The organism is Salana multivorans (genome assembly GCF_003751805.1).
GTDB classification, from domain to species: Bacteria; Actinomycetota; Actinomycetes; order Actinomycetales; family Beutenbergiaceae; genus Salana; species Salana multivorans.
Genome location: NZ_RKHQ01000001.1, coordinates 2,573,972 through 2,592,534 on the forward strand (window position 1 = coordinate 2,573,972; position 18,563 = coordinate 2,592,534).

Below are 18,563 nucleotides of genomic sequence, written 5' to 3' on the forward strand. Positions count from 1 at the left end.
CGCGGTCAGCCCTCGTCGGCGTCGATCACCCGCAGCCGGCCCTCGTCCGGGGTCGGCACCTCGAACCCGGCGAGGAAGCCGGTCAGCACGTCCTGGGTGAGCGCGACGTCGTCGGGGCCGGAGTTCGTCCGCGCGGCGATGCGGGTGCGGAGCACGGGCTCCGGCGTGCGCAGGTACCAGACCTCGACCTCCACCGCCCGCGGGTAGGGCAGGCTCCGGTAGTCCTCGCGGCGCCGGCGCGACCAGAACGAGGCGTCGACGACGACGTCGTCGCCCCGCGCCACGGTCGCGAGAAGCCGGTCCTGGAGCTCCTCGTTCAGTCGCGCGAGCCGCTCGTCCGGCAGCGGGTGGTGACGCAGGCCCTGCTCCCACGCGAGCTCGTCGATCGAGAGCCGCACCCAGCCCTCGCGCGCCATGGCCCGAGCCAGGTACGACTTCCCGCTCCCCGCCGGCCCGCACAGCAGGACGACGCGCACCGGCGGTGTGGCGGGGCTGACGGAGCTCATGCTTCAAGTACAGCACCGTTCGGGCGGCGTACGGAGTATCAATCAGGTAGCCTAACTATTATGACCGGGAGCGACGCGCGACGGCGGCTGTCCGCCAACGAGCGCACCGTCGTCGACCTCCTGCTCGCGGACGGCCCGGCCTCGCGGGTCGACCTCGCCGAGCGGATCGGCATGTCCCGCGCCTCGCTCAACGAGCTCGTCGCCCGTCTGGTGGCCTCGGGCGTGGTCGAGCCCGTCGGTGAGGTGGTCTCGACCAGGCGCGGCCCGAACGCCGTGCACTTCCGAGCCGTGACCGAGCTGGCCCTCGCCGCGGGCGTCGAGCTGATGCCGGGGACGGTCCGCGTCGTCGTCGCCGACCTCGCCGGCCGCGCGCTCGCCGACGCCACGACGTTCGACCGGCACGGTGTGGTCGACGCCGTCCGCTCGGTGCTCCGGGATCTCCGTGTCGACGAGCGCGCGCTCGGTCGCGTCGTCGTCGGAATGCCGGGCGTCGTCGGGCCGGACGGCGAGGCGACGTACGTGTGGGGCCACCCCGACTGGCATCCCGAGCCGGTCGCCGAGCTCGCGCGCCGCCTCGGCTGCCCGGTCCAGGTCGAGAACGACGTCAACCTGCTCGCGCTCGCCGAGGGGATGACCGGGAACGCCAGCGACCGCGCGCGCTACACCGTCCTCCACCTCGCCGAGGGCGTCCGCGCCGCGACGATCCTCGACGGCGAGCCGCTGCGCGGTGCCCGCGGGTTCGCCGGCGAGATCGGCCTTGCCGTGCTCCCGGTCGCCTCGCGCGCGGCGACGGGGGCCGCCAGCGACGACCGCGGCGCCGACGACCGCGGCACCGACGCTCCGCTCCGGCTCCAGGACCTCCTCGGCCGCTCCGCGCTGGGGCGGGTCGACGAGCGCGGGGGAGCCGACGCCGTCGCGCGGCGGATCGCCGAGGTGACGAGCCTGATCGCGACGATCCTCGATCCCGAGTGCGTCGTGCTCGGTGGTCCCGTCGGTGCCGCCGGCGGCACCGACCTCGCGAGGCGGGTCCGCGCCGAGCTCGCCTCGCTCGTCCCGATCGACCTCGACGTCCGCCCCACCGGCCTCGGTGCCGACGCCGTCGTGGACGGCGCGGTCGCGATCGCCGCCGCCCGGCTGCGCGACGACGTCTACGGCACCTGACCGTCGGCCCCCCGCACGAACCTCCAGCAGCCTCGACCCCGCCCCTCCCCTCGAACCAGAACGGATCCCCGTGACCGCCTCCGCCCCGCCCCTCGCGCCGACCCCGCAGCAGCTCGCCTGGCAGTCGTGGGGGATCGGCCTGTTCGTCCACGTCGGCGTCAACACCTTCCGCGGCGTCGAGTGGAGCGACGGCACCATCCCGCCCGCGGCGTTCGACCCGAGCGACCTCGACGCCCGGGAGTGGGTCGAGGCCGCCCGCGCGATCGGTGCGCGCTACCTCGTCCTGACCGCCAAGCACCACGACGGCTTCTGCCTCTGGCCGACGGCGACGACCGACTACTCCGTCGCCTCCTCGCCGTGGCGGGACGGTCGCGGGGACGTCGTGGCCGAGGTTGCGCGGGCGTGCCGGGAGGCGGGCATCGGTCTCGGCCTCTACCTCTCGCCCTGGGACCGCAACGCGCCCGCCTACGCCGACCCCGACGCGTACGCCGACCTCTACGTCGCGCAGCTCACGGAGCTGTGCACGCGCTACGGACCGCTCGTCGAGCTCTGGTTCGACGGCGCGGGCTCCGAGGGCTACCGCTACGACTGGCGGCGCATCATGGACGTCGCGCGCACCCACCAGCCGGACGCGATGGTCTTCAACATGGGCGACCCGACGATCCGCTGGGTCGGCAACGAGGACGGCCTCGCGACCGACCCGGTCGAGTACGTCGTGACGCACTCGCAGATGAGCAACTACACGGTCGAGACCATCGAGCACGCCGACGCGCTCTACCTCCCGCCCGAGTGCGACGTCTCGCTGCGCCGCGGCTGGTTCTGGCGGGCGGACGACGAGCCCAAGTCGCTCGAGCACCTGCTCGCCATCTACTACCGCTCCGTCGGCCTCGGGGCCAACCTCCTGCTCAACGTGCCGCCCGACGACCGGGGCCGCCTCGACCCCGCCGACCTCGCTCGCGTCGAGGAGCTCGGGGCCGAGCTGCGGCGCCGGTTCGCCGACCCGGTCCGCGTCACGCCGACCGAGTCGGCGACGCACGCCGGCGGCAGCACCTGGCGCGTCGAGGTCCCCGCGGCCCGCGCGTTCGACCACGTGCGGCTCGTCGAGGACCTGCGCGACGGGCAGCGCGTCGTGTCCCACCGCGTGCTCCGCGACGGCGCCGTGATCGCCGAGGGCGGGACGGTGGGCGCCGGCCGGCTCCACATCGTCGCGACGCCCGGCGACGGCGCGCTGGAGATCGAGCTGACCGGCGCCGGCGCCCGGCTCGCCGAGGTCCTGCTGCACGACGTCGGCGACGTGACGCCACCCCGCATCCCCGCCGGCTACACCGCCCCGACCGACTACCCGGAGTCCTGATGACCACCTCCCACGACACCGCCGGGGCGACGACCCTCCGGCTCCCCGACGAGCCGGGCGCGGTGGCGACGACGGAGCTGACGGTCTGGACCCTCGCGCTGCGCGAGGCGCGGCCGAGCCGGTCCGGCGCCCTCCCGCCCGAGCACGTGCTCGCCGCGGCCCGGTCCGGCGTCCCGGCGCGCGCTCCCGGCAACGCGCACGACGCGCTCGTCGCCGCCGGCCTCGTCGAGGACCCGTACCGGAACGACGGGACGGCGGCCGCCGCCTGGATCGGCGAGAGCGACTGGGTGTACCGGACGCGGATCGGGCTCCCCGCCGACCCCGCCGGCGCCGCCGGCGCCGATGCAGCCGCCCTCCGGCACGAGCTGGTGCTCACCCGCGTCGAGACGGTGGCGCGCGTGCTCGTCGACGGCGTCGTCGTCGCCGAGCTCGCGAACGCCAACCGCACCCACCGGATCGACGTCGGCCCCCACCTGCGCCCGGGCGGCAGCGACCTCGTGATCGAGATCGACTCGGCGGCGCGGGCGATGGACGCGGCGGAGGCGGCCGACCCCGGCGGCCAGCTCCCGTACGACTGGGAGCACCAGTACAACCGCCTGCGAGTGACGGCGTGCAGCGCCGGCTGGGACTGGGCACCGCCGATGATCACGGCCGGGATCGGGCGCGCCGAGCTGGTGTCGTGGCGCGGCGCGCGCCTGCGGACGAGGACGCGCACCGAGGTCGCGGAGGACCTGCGCGAGGGGACGCTCGTCGTCGAGGTCGCGCTCGACGCCGCGCCGGGGGACGGCTCGGCGAGCGGATCGGTCGAGGTGCGCCTGGGGGAGCTGACCTGGCGCGCCGACGTCGAGGGCTCGGCCACGCTGCGCCTGCCCGTCGAGCTCACCGACGACGACCTGTGGTGGCCGCGCGGGTACGGCCGGGCGACGCTGCACGACGTCGGCGTGACGCTGGTCGGCTCGCCGCAGCTGCACGCCGGACGGGTCGGCTTCCGGCACGCGCACCTCGACACGACGCCGGACGAGCACGGTCGCGCGTGCACCGTCGTCGTCAACGGTCGACCGGTGTTCGCCCGCGGGGCGAACTGGATCCCGGACGACCAGCTCGCCGCCCGCGTGACGCCCGAGCGCTATCGCGAGCGCGTCGCGCAGGCCGTCGAGGCGAACATGACGATGCTGCGCGTGTGGGGCGGCGGCCGCTACGAGGACGACCTCTTCTACGACCTCGCGGACGAGGCGGGGCTGCTCGTCTGGCAGGACTTCGCGTTCGCCTGCGCCGCCTACCCCGAGGAGGAGCCGTTGCGCTCCGAGGTGGTCGCCGAGGCCACCGAGCAGGTGCGACGGCTCGCGGCGCACCCGAGCGTCGTCGTCTGGAACGGCGGCAACGAGTGCCTGCTCGGCTGGGAGGACTGGGGCTGGCAGGCGCGCGTCGCCGGCCGCACCTGGGGCGACGGCTACTACCACCGCCTGCTCCCGGCGATCGTCGCGGAGCAGGCGCCCGGGGTCCCGTACGTCCCGTCCAGCCCGTTCTCCAGCGGCCCCGACGTCGCCGCGAACGTCGACGGCGACGGATCGACCCACCTGTGGGACCAGTGGAACCTGCGGGACCACTCGACCTATCGGGACCAGGTCCCGCGGTTCGCCGCCGAGCTCGGCTACCAGGCGCCCGCCACCTGGGCGACGCTGGCCGGCGCCATCGACGCCTGGCCGGTCGCGCCGACGTCCGCGGCCATGGCGACCCGGCAGCGTCAGCCCACCGGGATGCGCAGCCTTCTCGGTCGTCTGGCCGGCAACGTCCCGGACCCGGCCGCGCTGGAGGCCGACCTCGACGACTGGCTCTGGGCGACCCAGCTCCTCCAGGCCGACGCGATGCGCACGGCCGCCGAGCACCTGCGCGGCCACTGGCCGCGCAGCGCCGGCATGCTCGTGTGGCAGATGAACGACGCCTGGCCCGGCATCTCCTGGTCGATCGTCGACCACGGCGGACGCCGCAAGCCCGTCTGGTACGCGCTGCGCACGGCCTTCGCCCCGCGTGCCCTGTCGATCCAGCCCCGCGAGGGCGCACCGCACGTCGTGCTCGTCAACGACACCGACGACGCGTGGTCGACCGAGGTGCTGGTGCGTCGCGTCCACGTCCGTGACGGCGAGGTCGAGCGGGTCGTGCTCCCGGCGAGCGTCGCCCCGCGCGGCGTCGCGTGGCTGCCGGTCCCGCCAGCGGTCGCCCTCCCGCGGCGACGGCGTGAGGAGATCCTCGTCGCGGACCTGAGCGAGGCCGACGACGCTGCGCCGTCGGGGCCGTGCCACCCCTCGCCCCGTCGCGCCACGGCGCCGCTGTGCCGCCCGGACGGCGTGGCCTGGCCGGACGCGGCGTCCGGCGCGAGCGTCGACGTCGAGCCGGTCGACGGCGGCTGGCTGGTCCGGGTCAGGGCGCGCGTCGTGCTGGCCGACGTCGCGGTGCTCGCCGATCGCGTCGTCCCGGAGGCGGTGGCCGACGACATGCTGCGCACGGTCCTGCCCGGGGAGACGCTCGAGCTGCTCGTCACCGCCTCGAGCGGGTCGGCGTCGGGCACGGTCGACTCCGGCGCCCTCGGCCGCGCGCCCGTGCTGCGCACGCGAAACGATCTCTGGCACCGCTGACGCGAACGGTCGGGAAGGGAGGCGCGGCGACACGCGCCGAACGCGTTCCATCCGTCTCTTCAGCCTCGTAGAGCCGTCAAAATCCTGCTGATGTCGACCCGTCGGAGGGGGTCACCGACCTCGCAGGTCTCAATTAGGCAACTTTCCTTCCAGAACGGATGCGCGATCGCGATCCAGCGGTTAGCGTGAGCGGTACACCCCCCGACGAGGTGGGAGCGACGCATGGACGCGTTGCGAGTGACTGAGAAAGGATCGAGTAGATGACTCGAAGCACAGGACGGCGCAGGGTCGCCACGCTGGTGGCCGCGGCGGCGGGGCTTGCGCTCCTGGCGGCCGGCTGCTCCACCGGCGGGTCGGACGACCCCGGCACGGGCGACGGCACGGGTGGCGAGACCTCCGAGGGCGGGGGAGACGGTGGTGCGGCCGGCGGAGACGGTGCGACGCTGAACATCTGGGCCGGCTCGCAGACGCCGATCAAGGCGAACTTCAACCCGTACATCCCCGGCTTCCTGCACGCGACCCAGGGCCCGGTCTACGAGCCCCTCTTCCTGTTCAACAAGGCAGCGGCCGGCGACCCGGTGCCGATCCTCGGTGAGTCCTACGAGTTCGGCGCCGACGGCACCTCGATGACGATCAAGGTCCGCTCCGGCGTGACCTGGACGGACGGCGAGGACTTCACGGCCGAGGACGTCGTCTACTCGCTCACCAACGCGGTCGCGAAGGCGAGCTACCTCGACTCCGCGACGGCGACCGACGACACCACGGTCGAGCTCAAGTTCAACGCCCCGGCGTTCACGAACGAGTCCGCCATCCTCCAGACGACGATCCTCCCGGAGCACATCTGGAAGGACAAGACGGAGGAGGAGCTCATGTCCTGGGTCAACGAGACCCCGGTCGGCACGGGCCCGTACATCGTCGACAAGGTCTCGGACGCGTCCTACACGCTGCACGCGAACGAGGACTACTGGGGCGGGGCTCCGGCGGTGAAGAACCTCCGCTACCTCGGCATCGACGCCAACGCCTCGGCCGAGGACCTGCTCAAGGCCGGTCAGATCGACTGGACGGCCATGTTCGTGCCGGACCCGGACAGCGTCGACATGGGCTACGTCAACACGCCGATCGACCCGACGGTCCTCTACACGTGCTCCAACGCCGACCTCGGCTGCACGGGCGCGCAGACGGACGTCGCCGTCCGCCAGGCGCTCGACGCCGCCATCGACCGCGGTGTCATCAAGGACAAGGCCTTCGTCGGCCTGACCAAGGAGATCTCGCCGACGTTCGCGCTCCTCGGCCGTGACGACGCGTGGATCGCGGACGGCATGCCGAAGGAGGCGTCGCAGAGCGCCGACGCGGCCAAGGCCGCGTCGATCCTCGAGGCCGCCGGCTACACCAAGGGCAGCGACGGCATCTACGAGAAGGACGGCCAGCGCGTCTCCATGAAGCTGACCTCCGTCGACGGCTGGAGCGACTACAACGACGCCGCCAAGCTGATCGAGGAGCAGGCCAAGGCCGCCGGCATGGAGGTCATCGCCTCGACCGTCTCGTGGAACGAGTTCTCCGACGGCCGCCAGTCCGGCAACTTCGAGCTCATCGTCGGCGGCATGATCGGCACGCCGGTCGCCGACCCGTTCCAGATCTACCGCGACTGGTTCACCACCGACATGACGAACCCCGTCGGCGAGATGCTCGACGCCGGCGCCTGGGGCATCTCCCGGTACTCCAACGCCGAGGTCGACGCCGCGGTGCTCGCCGCGTCGCAGACGAACGACGACGCGGAGCGCCTCGCGCAGTACGCGATCATCCAGGAGCACATCGTCAACGACCTGCCGTACATCCCGGTCGTCGTGAACGCCACCCAGACGTTCTTCAACGACAAGGACTTCACGGGCTGGCCGACCGAGGACGACCTCTACGCCTTCCCGCCGGCGTGGGGCTCCAACTCGGCCGGGTACATCCTGTCCAAGCTCCAGCCGGTCGGCTGAGGCGACGAGGCCCCGGGCTCGCCCTGGACGGCGACCCGGGGCCTCGCCCTGGACGGTGGAGCCCCGAACGGCTCCGGAAGCGGGTGGGCGTGAGGCCGTTGCCGCACGCTCACCCGCTTCACCATGATGTGATCCACCACCCGCAAGGTTCGAGGAGGAACCGCTATGGACAGGGGTGACACGTGAAGTTCTACGCGCGACGGCTCGCGTTCTACGTCATCACGCTCTGGGCTGCCATCTCGCTCAACTTCTTCATCCCCCGCCTGCTGCCGGGCAACCCGGCCGACATCATCCTCGCGAAGATGGCGCGCAACGGGGAGATCCCACCCGGCGTCGAGAAGACCGTCCGGCTGCTGCTCGGTGCCGAGTCCGACCAGTCGATGTGGGAGCAGTACCTGCAGTACTGGGGGAACCTCTTCCGGGGCAACCTCGGCGTCTCGGTCACGAAGTACCCCACGCCCGTCACGGAGCTGATCGGTCAGGCGCTGCCCTGGACCATCGGGCTCGTCGGGCTCGCGACGATCATCTCGGTCCTCATCGGCGTCGGTCTCGGCGCCTGGGCCGGCTGGAAGCGCGGGACCTGGGTGGACAACCTCGTCCCCGGCTCGACGCTCCTGCAGTCGCTGCCCTACTTCTGGGTCGCCCTCCTGCTCGCCTACCTGTTCTCCGTGCAGTGGCAGATCCTGCCGCGCATCGGCGCGTACGACGTGTTCACGTTCGACGAGCCGGAGCAGAGCTGGGCGTTCGTCCTGTCCGTCCTCAAGCACGGGACGCTGCCGGCGCTCACGATCGTCATCTCGGCGTTCGGCGGCTGGATGCTCGGGATGCGCAACATGATGGTCTCGACGCTGGCCGAGGACTACATCACGACCGCCGAGGCCAAGGGCCTGCGCCCGCGGCGCATCTTCATGACCTACGCCGTGCGCAACGCCGCCCTGCCGTCGATCGCCGGCTTCGGCGTCGCGCTCGGGTTCGTCGTGGCCGGCTCGATCGTCATGGAGCAGGTCTTCACCTATCCCGGCATCGGGAAGCTCATGATCACCGCGGTCCAGGGCAACGACTACCCGCTCATGCAGGGGGTGTTCCTCGTCATCACCATCGCGGTGCTGTCGGCGAACCTGCTCATGGACCTGGTGTACGGATTCATCGACCCGAGAGCGAGGACCCGTGGCTGACATGGACGACATCCAGCCGTCGCCGACGGCCGAGCACGAGGCCGACCTGGCCCCGGCCGCCGATCTCGGCACGATGGGGACGCAGCTCGTCGACAAGGAGAGCCTTGCCGCGCGCGAGGCGATCAACCCGGCCGTCGCCGCCGGCGGTGCGGCGGCGCCCGGCGCGCCGAGCCGGAAGGGGTGGCGGGGCGCGCAGCTCATGCCGCGGATCACGCCGAAGCTGATCGTCGGGCTCGTGCTCGTCGTCGGCATCGTCGCGTTCGCGCTCATCGCGCCGCTGTTCACCCAGGACCCGAAGTTCTCCGGCAACCCCGCCTTCGAGCCGCCGAACGGCGACCACATCCTCGGCACGACGAAGCTCGGCTACGACGTGTTCGCGCAGCTCGCGTACGGCGCCAAGGGCTCGCTCCAGGTCGGCCTCATCGCCGGTCTCATCGCGCTCTCGCTCTCCATCGTCTTCGGTATCGTCGCCGGCTACGTCGGCGGCTTCACCGACGAGGCGCTCTCGCTCGTCACGAACGTCATGCTCGTGATCCCCGGCCTGCCGCTCATGATCGTCATCGCCTCCTACGCGCAGCAGCGCTCGATGCTGCTGGTCGCGCTCATCCTCGGGGTGACCGGCTGGGCCGGAGCGGCCGTCGTGCTGCGCTCCCAGGCGCGCTCGCTGCGCTCGCGGGACTACGTCGCGGCGTCGAAGGTCGCGGGGGAGAAGTCCTTCCGCATCATCGCCGTCGAGATCCTGCCGAACCTGCTGCCGCTCCTCGCGGCGCAGTTCATCGCCGCGGTCGTGCTCGCGATCCTCGGTGAGGCGGGTCTGTCCTACCTCGGCCTCGGCCCGAACGGCGTCATCACCTGGGGCACGATGCTCAACGAGGCGCAGACGGGCAACGCGCTGTCCGCCGGCGCGTGGTGGTGGTTCATCCCGCCCGGCCTCATGATCTCCGCGTTCGGCTGCGGTCTCTCGCTCATCAACTTCTCGATCGACGAGATCATCAACCCGAAGCTCAGGAGCGTCCCCGCGGCCGCGCGCAGCGTGCGCAAGGCCAAGAAGAACAAGTCGCTGCCGACGGCGTCGTCGTCCCGGACGGCCGCCGCCCCGACCGGAACGGCCAGGTGAGGACATGACGACCGACGCCATCACGCCCACCCGCCCGCTCAGCTCGGCCGACCACGAGCGCTACCTGGCGGAGCAGTCGCCGGTGCTCACGGCGACCGACGTCTCCATCGACTACGAGGTCACCCCCGTGGTCCACGCCGTCAAGAACGTCGACCTCGTCGTCAACCGCGGCGAGATCCTCGGCCTGGCCGGGGAGTCCGGCTGCGGCAAGACGACGCTGGCCTACGGCATCAACCGGCTGCTCAAGCCGCCGGCGCTGCTCACCTCCGGGTCGATCGCCTTCCACGACGCCGACGGCACGGACGTCGACGTCGTCGCGCTCGACGGCGACGGCCTGCGCCGGTTCCGCTGGGACAAGATCTCGATGGTCTTCCAGGGGGCGATGAACTCGCTCAACCCGGTGATCTCGGTCCGGGCGCAGCTCTACGACGTGTTCGCCACCCACCGCCCCGGCATGTCGAAGGCCGAGCGGGAGGCGCGCTGCGTCGAGCTGTTCGAGCTCGTCGGGGTCGACCCGTCGCGGCTCGGCGCCTACGCCCACGAGCTGTCCGGCGGGATGCGCCAGCGCGTCATGATCGCCATGGCGCTCGCGCTCAGCCCGCAGCTCATGATCATGGACGAGCCGACGACGGCCCTCGACGTCGTCGTCCAGCGCGGGATCCTGCGCGAGATCATGCGCCTGCGCGAGCAGCTCCAGTTCGCGGTCGTGTTCATCACGCACGACCTGCCGCTGCTGCTGGAGATCTCCGACCGGATCGCCGTCATGCTCCGGGGCGAGATCGTCGAGGTCGACGTGGCCGAGAACATCCTCCACCGCCCGCAGCACCCGTACACGCAGCGGCTGCTCAGCTCGTTCCCGAGCCTCACGGGCGACCGCGGTTCATTCGTCCGAGAGGGAACGGGGGTGTCGCAGTGACCGGAACGCTCGAGGTCCGTGACCTCACGAAGGTCTACAAGGTCCGCAGGGGTGTCCGCACGGAGAAGCTCACCGCGGCGAACCACGTGAGCTTCACGCTGGAGCAGGGCAAGACGATCGCGCTGGTCGGCGAGTCCGGCTCGGGCAAGTCGACCGTCGCGAAGATGCTCGCGAAGCTCGAGACGCCGACGTCGGGGGAGATCCTGCTCGACGGGCACCCGGTCCCGACCGGCTCCCGCGGGATCGAGGACTACCGGCGCCAGCTCCAGATGGTGTTCCAGGACCCGTTCGCCTCGCTCAACCCGTTCCACTCGGTCGCGCACCACCTGGAGCGGCCGCTGCGGATCCATCGCCGGGGCCGGAACCGGGCGGAGATCGACGCCGAGGTGCACCGCCTGCTGGACCGGGTGCGGCTCACGCCGACCGAGGTGTTCGCCGAGAAGAAGCCGCACGAGATGTCGGGCGGTCAGCGGCAGCGCGTCGCGATCGCCCGGGCGCTCGCGCCGGGGGCACGGTTCCTCATCGCTGACGAGCCGGTCTCGATGCTCGACGTGTCGATCCGGCTCGGCGTGCTCAACCTGCTGGCGCAGCTCCAGCGGGAGGAGAACCTCGGGGTCCTCTACATCACGCACGACCTCGCGACCGCGCGGCACTTCTCCGACGAGATCCTCGTGATGTTCCGCGGCAACGTCGTGGAGCGGGGTCCGTCGGACGAGGTCATCCTCAACCCGCAGCACGACTACACCAAGCTGCTGCTGGCCGCCGCGCCGAACCCGGAGAACCAGGGCAACCTGCGCGACTCGGTCCGGGCGGAGCTGGCCGAGCTCGCCGCCGGCGGTGGCGCGGCGGAGCGCGACCGGTTCGGCACCGCCGACCTGGCGCGCAAGGTGACCGGTCGGGACTGATCCCGCCGGGAGACCGGACGCCCCGGGGCGCGCCACCGCGAGGTGGTGCACCCCGGGGCGTCCGTCGTCCCGCGCTCCGACGACTTCAGCGGTCGCTGGGCCCCGCGGTCAGAGGTCGGCGCTGACCTCGTCCAGCAGCGCCGAGCGGACGGACGCGAGCAGCAGCAGCCGGGCGCCCAGCAGGGGCGCGCGGCCGCGCACGCGCGTGCTCGACACGTCCAGCGTCCAGCCCGTGCTCGGCCGGACCCGCTCGTTGACCAGGCGGGCCAGCAGCTCCCCGCCGGCGACGGCGGTCGGGCCGGCGAGCACGAGCCGCACGGGATCGAGCAGGAAGAGCGTCGGCATCGCCATGAGCGCGATCCGGTCGGCGATGACGTCGAGGACGCCGCCGACGGTCTCCTCGTCGACGTCGGGCAGGACCGGGGCGGACGGGTCGGCGGAGGCCGGCTCCGCGCCGGGGCCGGCGGCGTCGCCCGCGGGACCCGGCTGACCGGTCGCGTCGACGGCGTCGCCCGGGTGGGCCTCGCCCGCGGCGCCGGTGTCCTCGTCCCGGTCGCCGGCCTCGGCCGCCCGGATCAGCGCGCCGAGCTCGGTGAGGGCCCCGTCGAGGTTCTCCGCGTCGAGACCGATCCCGGCCTCCCGCAGGATCCGTCGCACGGCGAGCCCGCCGAGGAGGTCCTGCATGTCGTGCGCGCCGTGCCCCTCGGGCCCGCTCGGCGCCGGCAGGTAGCCGATCTCGCCGGAGCGGCCGTGGCGACCGGGGACGATCGCGCCGTTTGCCACGTTGACGAGACCGAGCCCGTTGCCCAGCCACAGCAGGCAGATGTCCTCGGGCTCGTCCGCCTCGGCCAGCTCGGCGATGGTCGCCAGCTTGACGTCGCGCTCGAGCGTCACGGTCGCGCCGATCGTGTGCTCGAGCAGCGTGCGCAGCCCCGACACCGGCCACGGCGCGAGCGCCTCGGCGCCCCACAGGACGTCGATCTCGGGGTTGACGGAGCCCGGGATCGAGATGAGCAGGTGGCGCACCAGGGCGGCGTCGCGCCCAGCGGCGGCCGCGGCCCCGTCGATCGCGGCGCGGATCTCCGCGACGGCGGTCGCGGCGCCGTGGTCGAGCGGCTCGCCGTCCGGCCCGGCCTCGCCCTCGGGCAGCACCAGCTCGTGCTCGCGGGCGTCGCCGCGCAGGAACCGGTGGACGGGGTACTCGGTGCCGGTGACGTCCACGAGCGTCGCGTTGACGCTGGTCCGGGTGACCTCGATCGCGACGCCGACGTGGCGCGCGTCGTTGGCCGCATACCCGGCGGCGCTCGGTCCGCGGCGGCTGGGGACGGGGCCGACGTCGACGACGAGGCCCGCGTTCAGCAGGCGCGCCATGACCTGGGACGCGGTCGGCTTCGACAGGCCGGTGACCTGGTGGACGAGGTTGCGCGTCGCGATCCCGCGTTCGACGATGATCGAGAGCGCCGCGCGGTCGTTGACCGTGCCGAGCCACGCCGGCGTGCCGGGCGCTGCGGCACCGGACGGTGGCGGGATGGGCGCGGCGAGCCCGGCGACCGTCCCGCCGGGCGCGGTCAGCGTCGCCAGCGAGGTCGAGGGCGCGACGACCGGGGTTGCCGCGGCCGCTGAACCCGGCACAATGGGGCTCGAGTCGGGTCGCGACGCCTTCGTGCTCACGATCGCACTCCCTCCGGTCCGGGTGGTGCCCACCCTACCGGAAAGAATCCTTTTAGTGACGCGCGTCTCACCGCGGAGACGACGCGACCCGCGGGTCACCCCCGTCAGGAGGCTCGCCGCGGGCCGTGTCGCATCGATCGCCCGTCGCCCGGTGCTGACCCGGGCGGGCCGGACCTAGAACACGGCGCGACCGCCCGTGACGCCGAGCACCGTGCCGCTGACGTACGACGCCTCGTCGGAGGCGAGGAACACGAACGCTGCGGCCACCTCGACCGGCTGTCCCGGCCGGCCGAGCGGGGTGTCGGTGCCGAAGCCCTCCACCTTGTCCCCGTCGAAGGTCGAGGGGATGAGCGGCGTCCAGATCGGCCCGGGCGCCACGGCGTTGACCCGGATGCCGCGCGGGCCGAGCTCGGAGGCCAGGTTGACCATGAGGTTGTTGAGCGCGGCCTTGGTCGCGGCGTAGTCCAGGAGGACCTCGCTCGGCTGGAACGCCTGGATCGAGGTCGTGAAGACGATGCTCGACCCCGGCGCGAGGTGCGGGACGGCCGCCTTGACCAGCCAGAACGTGCCGAAGAAGTTCGTCGCGAAGACCTGCTCGAGCTGCGCGGCCGAGAACTCCTCGATGCCGCCCTTCGTCCCCATCTGGTAGCCGGCGTTGGAGACGACGACGTCGAGCCCGCCCAGCCCCTCGACCGTGAGCTCGACGAGGCGCTGGTTCGCCTCCTCCGTGCGCTGGTCGGTCGGCAGCAGGAGGCAGCGCCGCCCGGTCTCCTCGATGATCTCGCGGACCTCGTCGGCATCGGCCATCTCCGCCGGGAAGAACGCGATCGCGACGTCGGCGCCCTCGCGGGCGTACGCGATGGCGGTGGCGCGGCCGATGCCGGAGTCGCCGCCCGTGATGAGCGCGCGCTTGCCGGCGAGTCGGCCGAGGCCCCGCCACGACGTCTCGCCGTGGTCCGGCGTCGGCGTCATCCCGTCGGTGTGGCCGGGCCACTCCTGGGCCTGCGCCTCGACGTGCGTCGGGTAGGTCGGCTGGTCGGTCGTCGGCCCGTCGGCCGTGTGGTCGGTCATGTCGTTCTCCTTGATCGACGGTGGGGTCGGTGGTCGGGTGCCGGCCGTCGTGGCCGGGCTCGCGCGCGTCATCCGGCGGTGGCCATCACCCCGCTCCCGGGCTCGCCCCGGTGGTCGACGACGACCCCGGGCGTCTCGGAGACCTCGGGGCCGGGCCACGACACGAGCCGTCGGCCCGCGCGCCACGCCGCGGTGAGGTGCTGCTCCAGCGCGGCCGCGGACCGGATCGCGAGCTGCGCGCCAGCGAACGCCATCGGGGTGAGGTCGGGGTGCTCGCGCAGGACCGACTCGGTGAGCGCGAGGCACGGCAGCGTCGAGCTCTGCTCGAGCAGGTCGACCCAGGCGGCGGCCGTGTCCGCGCCGAAGCCGTGCGCCCGGATGGCCGCCGCCCCGGGGAATCGCCCCGCCGCGACGAGCGCCTGCGACGCGGTGAGCCAGCCGAGCGCGGCCCCGCCCAGTGCGCCGTCCTCGACGAGCAGGGTGAGCGTGAGGCGGCGCAGCAGCGCCGGGTGCGGGAGGACGGCGGGGATCGCCCGGACCGGCAGCGGCAGCGCCAGCGCCCGGAGCACGCGGTCGATGTCCCCGGCGGCGGGCAGGGCAGCAGGCCCGGCGTCCCCGGGGCGGGCGCGGACGCCGTCCGCCGGCGCGATCGGCCACGCGGACGCCGCCGGCTCGGCCGGCGCGAGGCCGGCCGAGGTGAGCCGGCCGAACGCCCACCGCTCGTGGTCGAGCTGGGCGGCGGCCAGCGCGACGGCGTCGTGGAGCTGGCCGAGGCTGGCGGTGGCGAGCCAGGGCAGGTACGGCTCCTGCGCCGAGCCGAGCACGGTGGCGACGAGTCGGCGCACGGAGTCGCAGGCTCCTCGACCGGGGCTCGGGTGGTGGGGCGCGTCGGCGGTCTCCGGCGGGACCGCGCCGGAGACCGCGGCGAGGCGGGGGCCGGCGAGGGAGGAGGGCGACGTCGGTGGCGTCAGGGGGGTCGCGGGAGAGGGGCGGAGTCGGTCCGGGGCTGTGAGCATGGCCGTTTTCCTGGAGCAGTTCCGGGGGGCGGCGCCACAGGTCTCGAGCGCTGCCGTCAGTGTGCACCGGTTCTCGCTTTCCGTCCAGCCGCCCGGTTTTCCGAGCCGAGCGGTGGGAACGATGTGACGGTGGTCGACCGGATCGCCCCCGCTGGGCGCGATCCGGTCCGCTTTGGGTCGGGGTGGCTCTCGGGCCTCGCCGGTGATTGACTTGGCCCGGGTCCAGAACGGTGGCCCGACCAGAACGTGCGACGTCCCCTTCCCTCTTTCTATGCGCGGGGCGAGGAGGTCGCGAGGTCCTGCTCAGCACACCGAGGAGATCTGACATGACACGCGTCCGCGACCTCATGAGCCCCGACGTCCAGGTCGTGGCCGAGACGGACTCCCTCACGGCCGCCGCCCGCCTCGTGCGCGCCCACGACGTCGGCTCGCTGCCCGTCTGCGGCCAGGACGGCCGGCTCGTCGGCGTCCTGAGCCAGGCGGACCTCGCCCGGCACGACGACGCGGCGCACGTCGGCGTCGTCGTCGGCGAGATCTCCGAGCCGTGAGGGGGCGACGATGACCCCCGACACCCCGCCGTCACCAGCGTCCTGAGAGGACCCCGATGCCCCCATCGAACGAAGCCGAGCAGCTCACGGACGCCGCGTCGGCGTGGCACCAGGAGACCGCCGCGCCCGACGCCGGCGCGAGCATCGCGGCGAGCATGCTCGAGCTCATCCCGGGAACGGCGCACGCCAGCCTCACCATCCGGCGCCAGCAGTCCTTCCACAGCCTCGGCTCGACCTCCGACTGCGCCCGGGAGCTGGACCAGGCGCAGTACGTCCTCAACGAGGGACCGTGCGTCGACACGGTGGTGGACGCGGCCGACGCGGTCGACGGCTCGCCCTGGCTGCGCAGCGGCGACACCGCCGGCGACCCCCGGTGGCCGCGGTGGGGACCGGTGGCGGCGGAGGCGGGGGTCCACTCGGTCCTCGCGGTCCGCCTCCTGTCCGGCACGCAGGTGATAGGAGCACTCAACCTCTACGGTGAGCGTCCCGGCCTGTTCACCGACCCCGACGACATCGACCTCGCCGTGCTCCTGGCCACCCACGCGGCGCTCGCGCTGTCCTCGGTCAGCCTCGTGGCCGACCTGCGGACCGCGGTCAGCTCGCGGCACACCATCGGGATCGCCCAGGGCATCCTCATGGAGCGGTTCGGCTTCGACCAGGAGGCGGCGTTCGCGCTGCTGCGCCGCATCTCCTCGACCAGCAACATCAAGCTCCGGATGGTCGCGCAGCGTCTCATCGCCACGCGCGAGCTGCCGATCGGCCCCGACGACGACGCCGGCGTCCCCGCGACGCCCGCCACCGCGACGGAGGACGTCGCCTGACCGTCCTCGGGTGGGGGTCGAGCCCGCGACGAGACGGCCCCGCCCGAGGCGTACGCGCCGCTCGGCGCTACCCGCTGGTGCCGGTCGTCGCGTGCGGCTCGCCCACCGGCTTGGACTCGGGTGACCCGCGCTCGCGCAGGTAGATGGAGAAGATGACCATCGCGGCGACCGCCAGCAGCTCCGACTGCCAGTTCTGCAGCGTCCGGTCCCAGAAGTCGGGCCGCGTCAGGTACTCGCCGTAGCCGATGGCCGGGTGCCCGTCGAGGGCCCGCTCCTCGTTGTAGGCGACCCGCCCGGCGACGGACTGGACGGCCCAGCTCGCCAGGAAGATCGCGCCCATGACGAGGACGAGCGAGTGGGAGTAGAGCCACTGGCGCGAGCCGCCGGCGGAGGCCGCCGCGGGGGAGTCCGGCCGGGCGTGCGCGCCGACCTTCTGCTCCTCGTCGCTGCCGCGCCCGGCGTCCGCCAGGGGCTTGGACTCGGGCGAGCCGCGCTGGACCAGCCACACGGTCGCGAGGATGAACAGCAGGAACTGGAGGAACTCCGACTGCCAGTTCTCCGCGACGTCGACCACGAACGAGGACCCCGTGACGTACCGCGCGAACGAGACGGGCTCGAGCCCGGCGGCGGTCAGCTCCTCGTTGTGACCGGCGAGGCCGACGACGGCCTGACCGGCGAGCGCCACGAGGAAGGCGACGACGAACGCGAGCCCGAGACCGTTGCGGCGCAGCTCCGCCCGGAGCCGCGAGCCGCCGCGTGCCCGGCCGCGCCCGTCCGCCGACGTGGCCGTCGGCTCGCTCACCGCCCCGCCAACCCGATGCCGAGCATGACGCCGAGGCTCACGACCACGCCGCCGAGCAGCAGCCAGAACAGCGCGAGCGTCGGGCCCATCCCGGTGCCTGTCCTGCTGCCCGTCCCTGTGCCCGTCCCGGGGACGGGCCGATGCGGCCCGCCCCCGGGACGGTCGGCGTCCGGGGGCTCAGTGGCCACGGATCGCCTCGATCAGCTCGGCCTTGCGCATCGAGGAGCGCCCGTCGATCCCGAGCTCGGCCGCGCGATGGCGCAGGTCCTCGACGGTCCACTTCTCGTACGGCTCGGCGTGGCCGCCCTTGCGCCCGACGGCGCTGCGGCCGCGCGCGGCCGAGGCGTTCGCGATCCGCGCCGCCTTCTCCTTGGATGCGCCGTCGTCCCGCAGCGCCTCGTACACCTCGGGATCCTTGACGCTCGGACCCGGGTCCCGTCGTCGTGCCATGGTGTGTCTCCTCTCAGTGCCCGCGAGCCGGCCGGCCGGGGGGACCGGCCGGATCGCGGTGTCGTGATGACGATCGACGCGTGCCGCGTCAGCGGTCGAACGCGTCCTTGACGCCGTCGGCGGCCTTGCGGGCCGCGTCCTTGACGTCCTCGACGGTGTCCTTCACGGCGCCCTTGGCCTGGTCCACCCGGCCCTCGCCCTCGAGCTGCTTGTCGTCCGTGAGCTTGCCGGCGGCCTCCTTGGCCTTGCCGCCGAGCTTGTCGGCGGTGGCGTCCATGCGATCCTCGGTTCCCATGTCACTTCTCCTTCGGTGGTGTGGTCCCGGGGGACCACGGGCCGAACCCGGGAAACAGGGGGAGGGGGACCGGAGCGCGTCCTCTCGTGGGCACGCACGCGGCGCTCGTCCCTGACGGGTCCGGAGCGGCGCCGCTGGTC

General features: G+C 73.2%; 17 protein-coding genes. 10 read left to right on the forward strand and 7 right to left on the reverse strand.

All coding sequences use genetic code 11. From position 1 onward, the window contains the following. Positions 1-5 precede the first annotated feature (5 nt). Positions 6-506 carry a P-loop nucleotide/nucleoside kinase family protein gene (locus EDD28_RS10995; RefSeq protein WP_123739639.1) on the reverse strand — a complete coding sequence of 167 codons (501 nt, stop codon included), beginning with the start codon at positions 504-506 and terminating at the stop codon, positions 6-8. Positions 507-566: 60 nt separating this feature from the next. Between EDD28_RS10995 and EDD28_RS11000 the strand changes: the two genes are divergently transcribed. The 8 genes from EDD28_RS11000 (at position 567) to EDD28_RS11035 (ending at position 11,749) form a co-directional block, all read left to right on the forward strand. After that, positions 567-1,667, forward strand: coding sequence for an ROK family transcriptional regulator (locus EDD28_RS11000; RefSeq protein ID WP_123739640.1), 1,101 nt, complete (start codon positions 567-569; stop codon positions 1,665-1,667). 70 nt (positions 1,668-1,737) lie between these two features. Beyond that, positions 1,738-3,021, forward strand: a complete 1,284-nt coding sequence (locus EDD28_RS11005; RefSeq protein ID WP_123739641.1) for an alpha-L-fucosidase — start codon at positions 1,738-1,740, stop codon at positions 3,019-3,021. Then, complete coding sequence (locus EDD28_RS11010; RefSeq protein WP_123739642.1) at positions 3,021-5,654, forward strand: glycoside hydrolase family 2 protein; 2,634 nt, start codon at positions 3,021-3,023, stop codon at positions 5,652-5,654. The genes EDD28_RS11005 and EDD28_RS11010 overlap by 1 nt, the downstream gene beginning before the upstream one ends. A gap of 260 nt (positions 5,655-5,914) precedes the next feature. Then, a complete protein-coding gene (locus EDD28_RS11015) occupies positions 5,915-7,636 on the forward strand; it encodes an ABC transporter substrate-binding protein (protein ID WP_123739643.1) in 1,722 nt (573 codons plus the stop codon). A 182-nt stretch (positions 7,637-7,818) separates the two neighbouring features. Beyond that, positions 7,819-8,811 carry an ABC transporter permease gene (locus EDD28_RS11020; RefSeq protein ID WP_123739644.1) on the forward strand — a complete coding sequence of 331 codons (993 nt, stop codon included), beginning with the start codon at positions 7,819-7,821 and terminating at the stop codon, positions 8,809-8,811. Between the two features lies 1 nt (position 8,812). Then, positions 8,813-9,928 (forward strand): ABC transporter permease, encoded by a 1,116-nt coding sequence (locus EDD28_RS11025; RefSeq protein ID WP_342769941.1) that lies wholly within the window; start codon positions 8,813-8,815, stop codon positions 9,926-9,928. A gap of 4 nt (positions 9,929-9,932) precedes the next feature. Further along, positions 9,933-10,844 carry an ABC transporter ATP-binding protein gene (locus tag EDD28_RS11030; protein ID WP_123739645.1) on the forward strand — a complete coding sequence of 304 codons (912 nt, stop codon included), beginning with the start codon at positions 9,933-9,935 and terminating at the stop codon, positions 10,842-10,844. Continuing rightward, the gene (locus EDD28_RS11035; protein ID WP_123739646.1) at positions 10,841-11,749 is read left to right on the forward strand and encodes an ABC transporter ATP-binding protein; all 909 of its coding nucleotides are present in this window, start codon (positions 10,841-10,843) and stop codon (positions 11,747-11,749) included. The genes EDD28_RS11030 and EDD28_RS11035 overlap by 4 nt, the downstream gene beginning before the upstream one ends. A gap of 108 nt (positions 11,750-11,857) precedes the next feature. On the opposite strand, the gene EDD28_RS11040 is transcribed toward EDD28_RS11035, so the two are convergent. The 3 genes from EDD28_RS11040 to EDD28_RS11050 all read right to left on the reverse strand — a co-directional run bounded on the left by EDD28_RS11040 (position 11,858) and on the right by EDD28_RS11050 (position 15,336). Continuing rightward, positions 11,858-13,381, reverse strand: coding sequence for an ROK family transcriptional regulator (locus tag EDD28_RS11040; protein WP_123739647.1), 1,524 nt, complete (start codon positions 13,379-13,381; stop codon positions 11,858-11,860). Positions 13,382-13,594: 213 nt separating this feature from the next. Next, the gene (locus EDD28_RS11045; RefSeq protein ID WP_123740065.1) at positions 13,595-14,491 is read right to left on the reverse strand and encodes an SDR family oxidoreductase; all 897 of its coding nucleotides are present in this window, start codon (positions 14,489-14,491) and stop codon (positions 13,595-13,597) included. A 68-nt stretch (positions 14,492-14,559) separates the two neighbouring features. Beyond that, entirely contained in the window at positions 14,560-15,336 is a 777-nt protein-coding gene (locus tag EDD28_RS11050) for a hypothetical protein (RefSeq protein WP_148059599.1), read from the reverse strand. A gap of 497 nt (positions 15,337-15,833) precedes the next feature. On the opposite strand from EDD28_RS11050, the gene EDD28_RS11060 reads away from it, so the two are divergent. Both EDD28_RS11060 and EDD28_RS11065 read left to right on the forward strand, forming a co-directional pair. Next, positions 15,834-16,055, forward strand: coding sequence for a CBS domain-containing protein (locus EDD28_RS11060; protein ID WP_123739650.1), 222 nt, complete (start codon positions 15,834-15,836; stop codon positions 16,053-16,055). A gap of 56 nt (positions 16,056-16,111) precedes the next feature. After that, positions 16,112-16,876 carry a GAF and ANTAR domain-containing protein gene (locus EDD28_RS11065; RefSeq protein WP_123739651.1) on the forward strand — a complete coding sequence of 255 codons (765 nt, stop codon included), beginning with the start codon at positions 16,112-16,114 and terminating at the stop codon, positions 16,874-16,876. A gap of 67 nt (positions 16,877-16,943) precedes the next feature. Here the strand turns inward: EDD28_RS11065 and EDD28_RS11070 are convergent, their stop codons facing one another. The 3 genes from EDD28_RS11070 to EDD28_RS11080 all read right to left on the reverse strand — a co-directional run bounded on the left by EDD28_RS11070 (position 16,944) and on the right by EDD28_RS11080 (position 18,423). After that, positions 16,944-17,678 (reverse strand): DUF6766 family protein, encoded by a 735-nt coding sequence (locus tag EDD28_RS11070; RefSeq protein ID WP_425469970.1) that lies wholly within the window; start codon positions 17,676-17,678, stop codon positions 16,944-16,946. Positions 17,679-17,855: 177 nt separating this feature from the next. Then, complete coding sequence (locus tag EDD28_RS11075; protein WP_123739652.1) at positions 17,856-18,128, reverse strand: DUF7218 family protein; 273 nt, start codon at positions 18,126-18,128, stop codon at positions 17,856-17,858. Positions 18,129-18,216: 88 nt separating this feature from the next. Then, entirely contained in the window at positions 18,217-18,423 is a 207-nt protein-coding gene (locus tag EDD28_RS11080; RefSeq protein ID WP_123739653.1) for a CsbD family protein, read from the reverse strand. Between the last annotated feature and the right edge of the window lie 140 nt (positions 18,424-18,563).

Bases quoted from the DNA above. Each gene is read 5' to 3' on its own strand.
- EDD28_RS10995 (WP_123739639.1), bottom strand. From the start codon at position 506: ATGAGCTCCGTCAGCCCCGCCACACCGCCGGTGCGCGTCGTCCTGCTG.
- EDD28_RS11000 (WP_123739640.1), top strand. From the start codon at position 567: ATGACCGGGAGCGACGCGCGACGGCGGCTGTCCGCCAACGAGCGCACC.
- EDD28_RS11010 (WP_123739642.1), top strand. From the start codon at position 3,021: ATGACCACCTCCCACGACACCGCCGGGGCGACGACCCTCCGGCTCCCC.
- EDD28_RS11015 (WP_123739643.1), top strand. From the start codon at position 5,915: ATGACTCGAAGCACAGGACGGCGCAGGGTCGCCACGCTGGTGGCCGCG.
- EDD28_RS11025 (WP_342769941.1), top strand. From the start codon at position 8,813: ATGGACGACATCCAGCCGTCGCCGACGGCCGAGCACGAGGCCGACCTG.
- EDD28_RS11030 (WP_123739645.1), top strand. From the start codon at position 9,933: ATGACGACCGACGCCATCACGCCCACCCGCCCGCTCAGCTCGGCCGAC.
- EDD28_RS11045 (WP_123740065.1), bottom strand. From the start codon at position 14,491: ATGACCGACCACACGGCCGACGGGCCGACGACCGACCAGCCGACCTAC.
- EDD28_RS11060 (WP_123739650.1), top strand. From the start codon at position 15,834: ATGACACGCGTCCGCGACCTCATGAGCCCCGACGTCCAGGTCGTGGCC.
- EDD28_RS11065 (WP_123739651.1), top strand. From the start codon at position 16,112: ATGCCCCCATCGAACGAAGCCGAGCAGCTCACGGACGCCGCGTCGGCG.
- EDD28_RS11075 (WP_123739652.1), bottom strand. From the start codon at position 18,128: ATGGCACGACGACGGGACCCGGGTCCGAGCGTCAAGGATCCCGAGGTG.
- EDD28_RS11080 (WP_123739653.1), bottom strand. From the start codon at position 18,423: ATGGGAACCGAGGATCGCATGGACGCCACCGCCGACAAGCTCGGCGGC.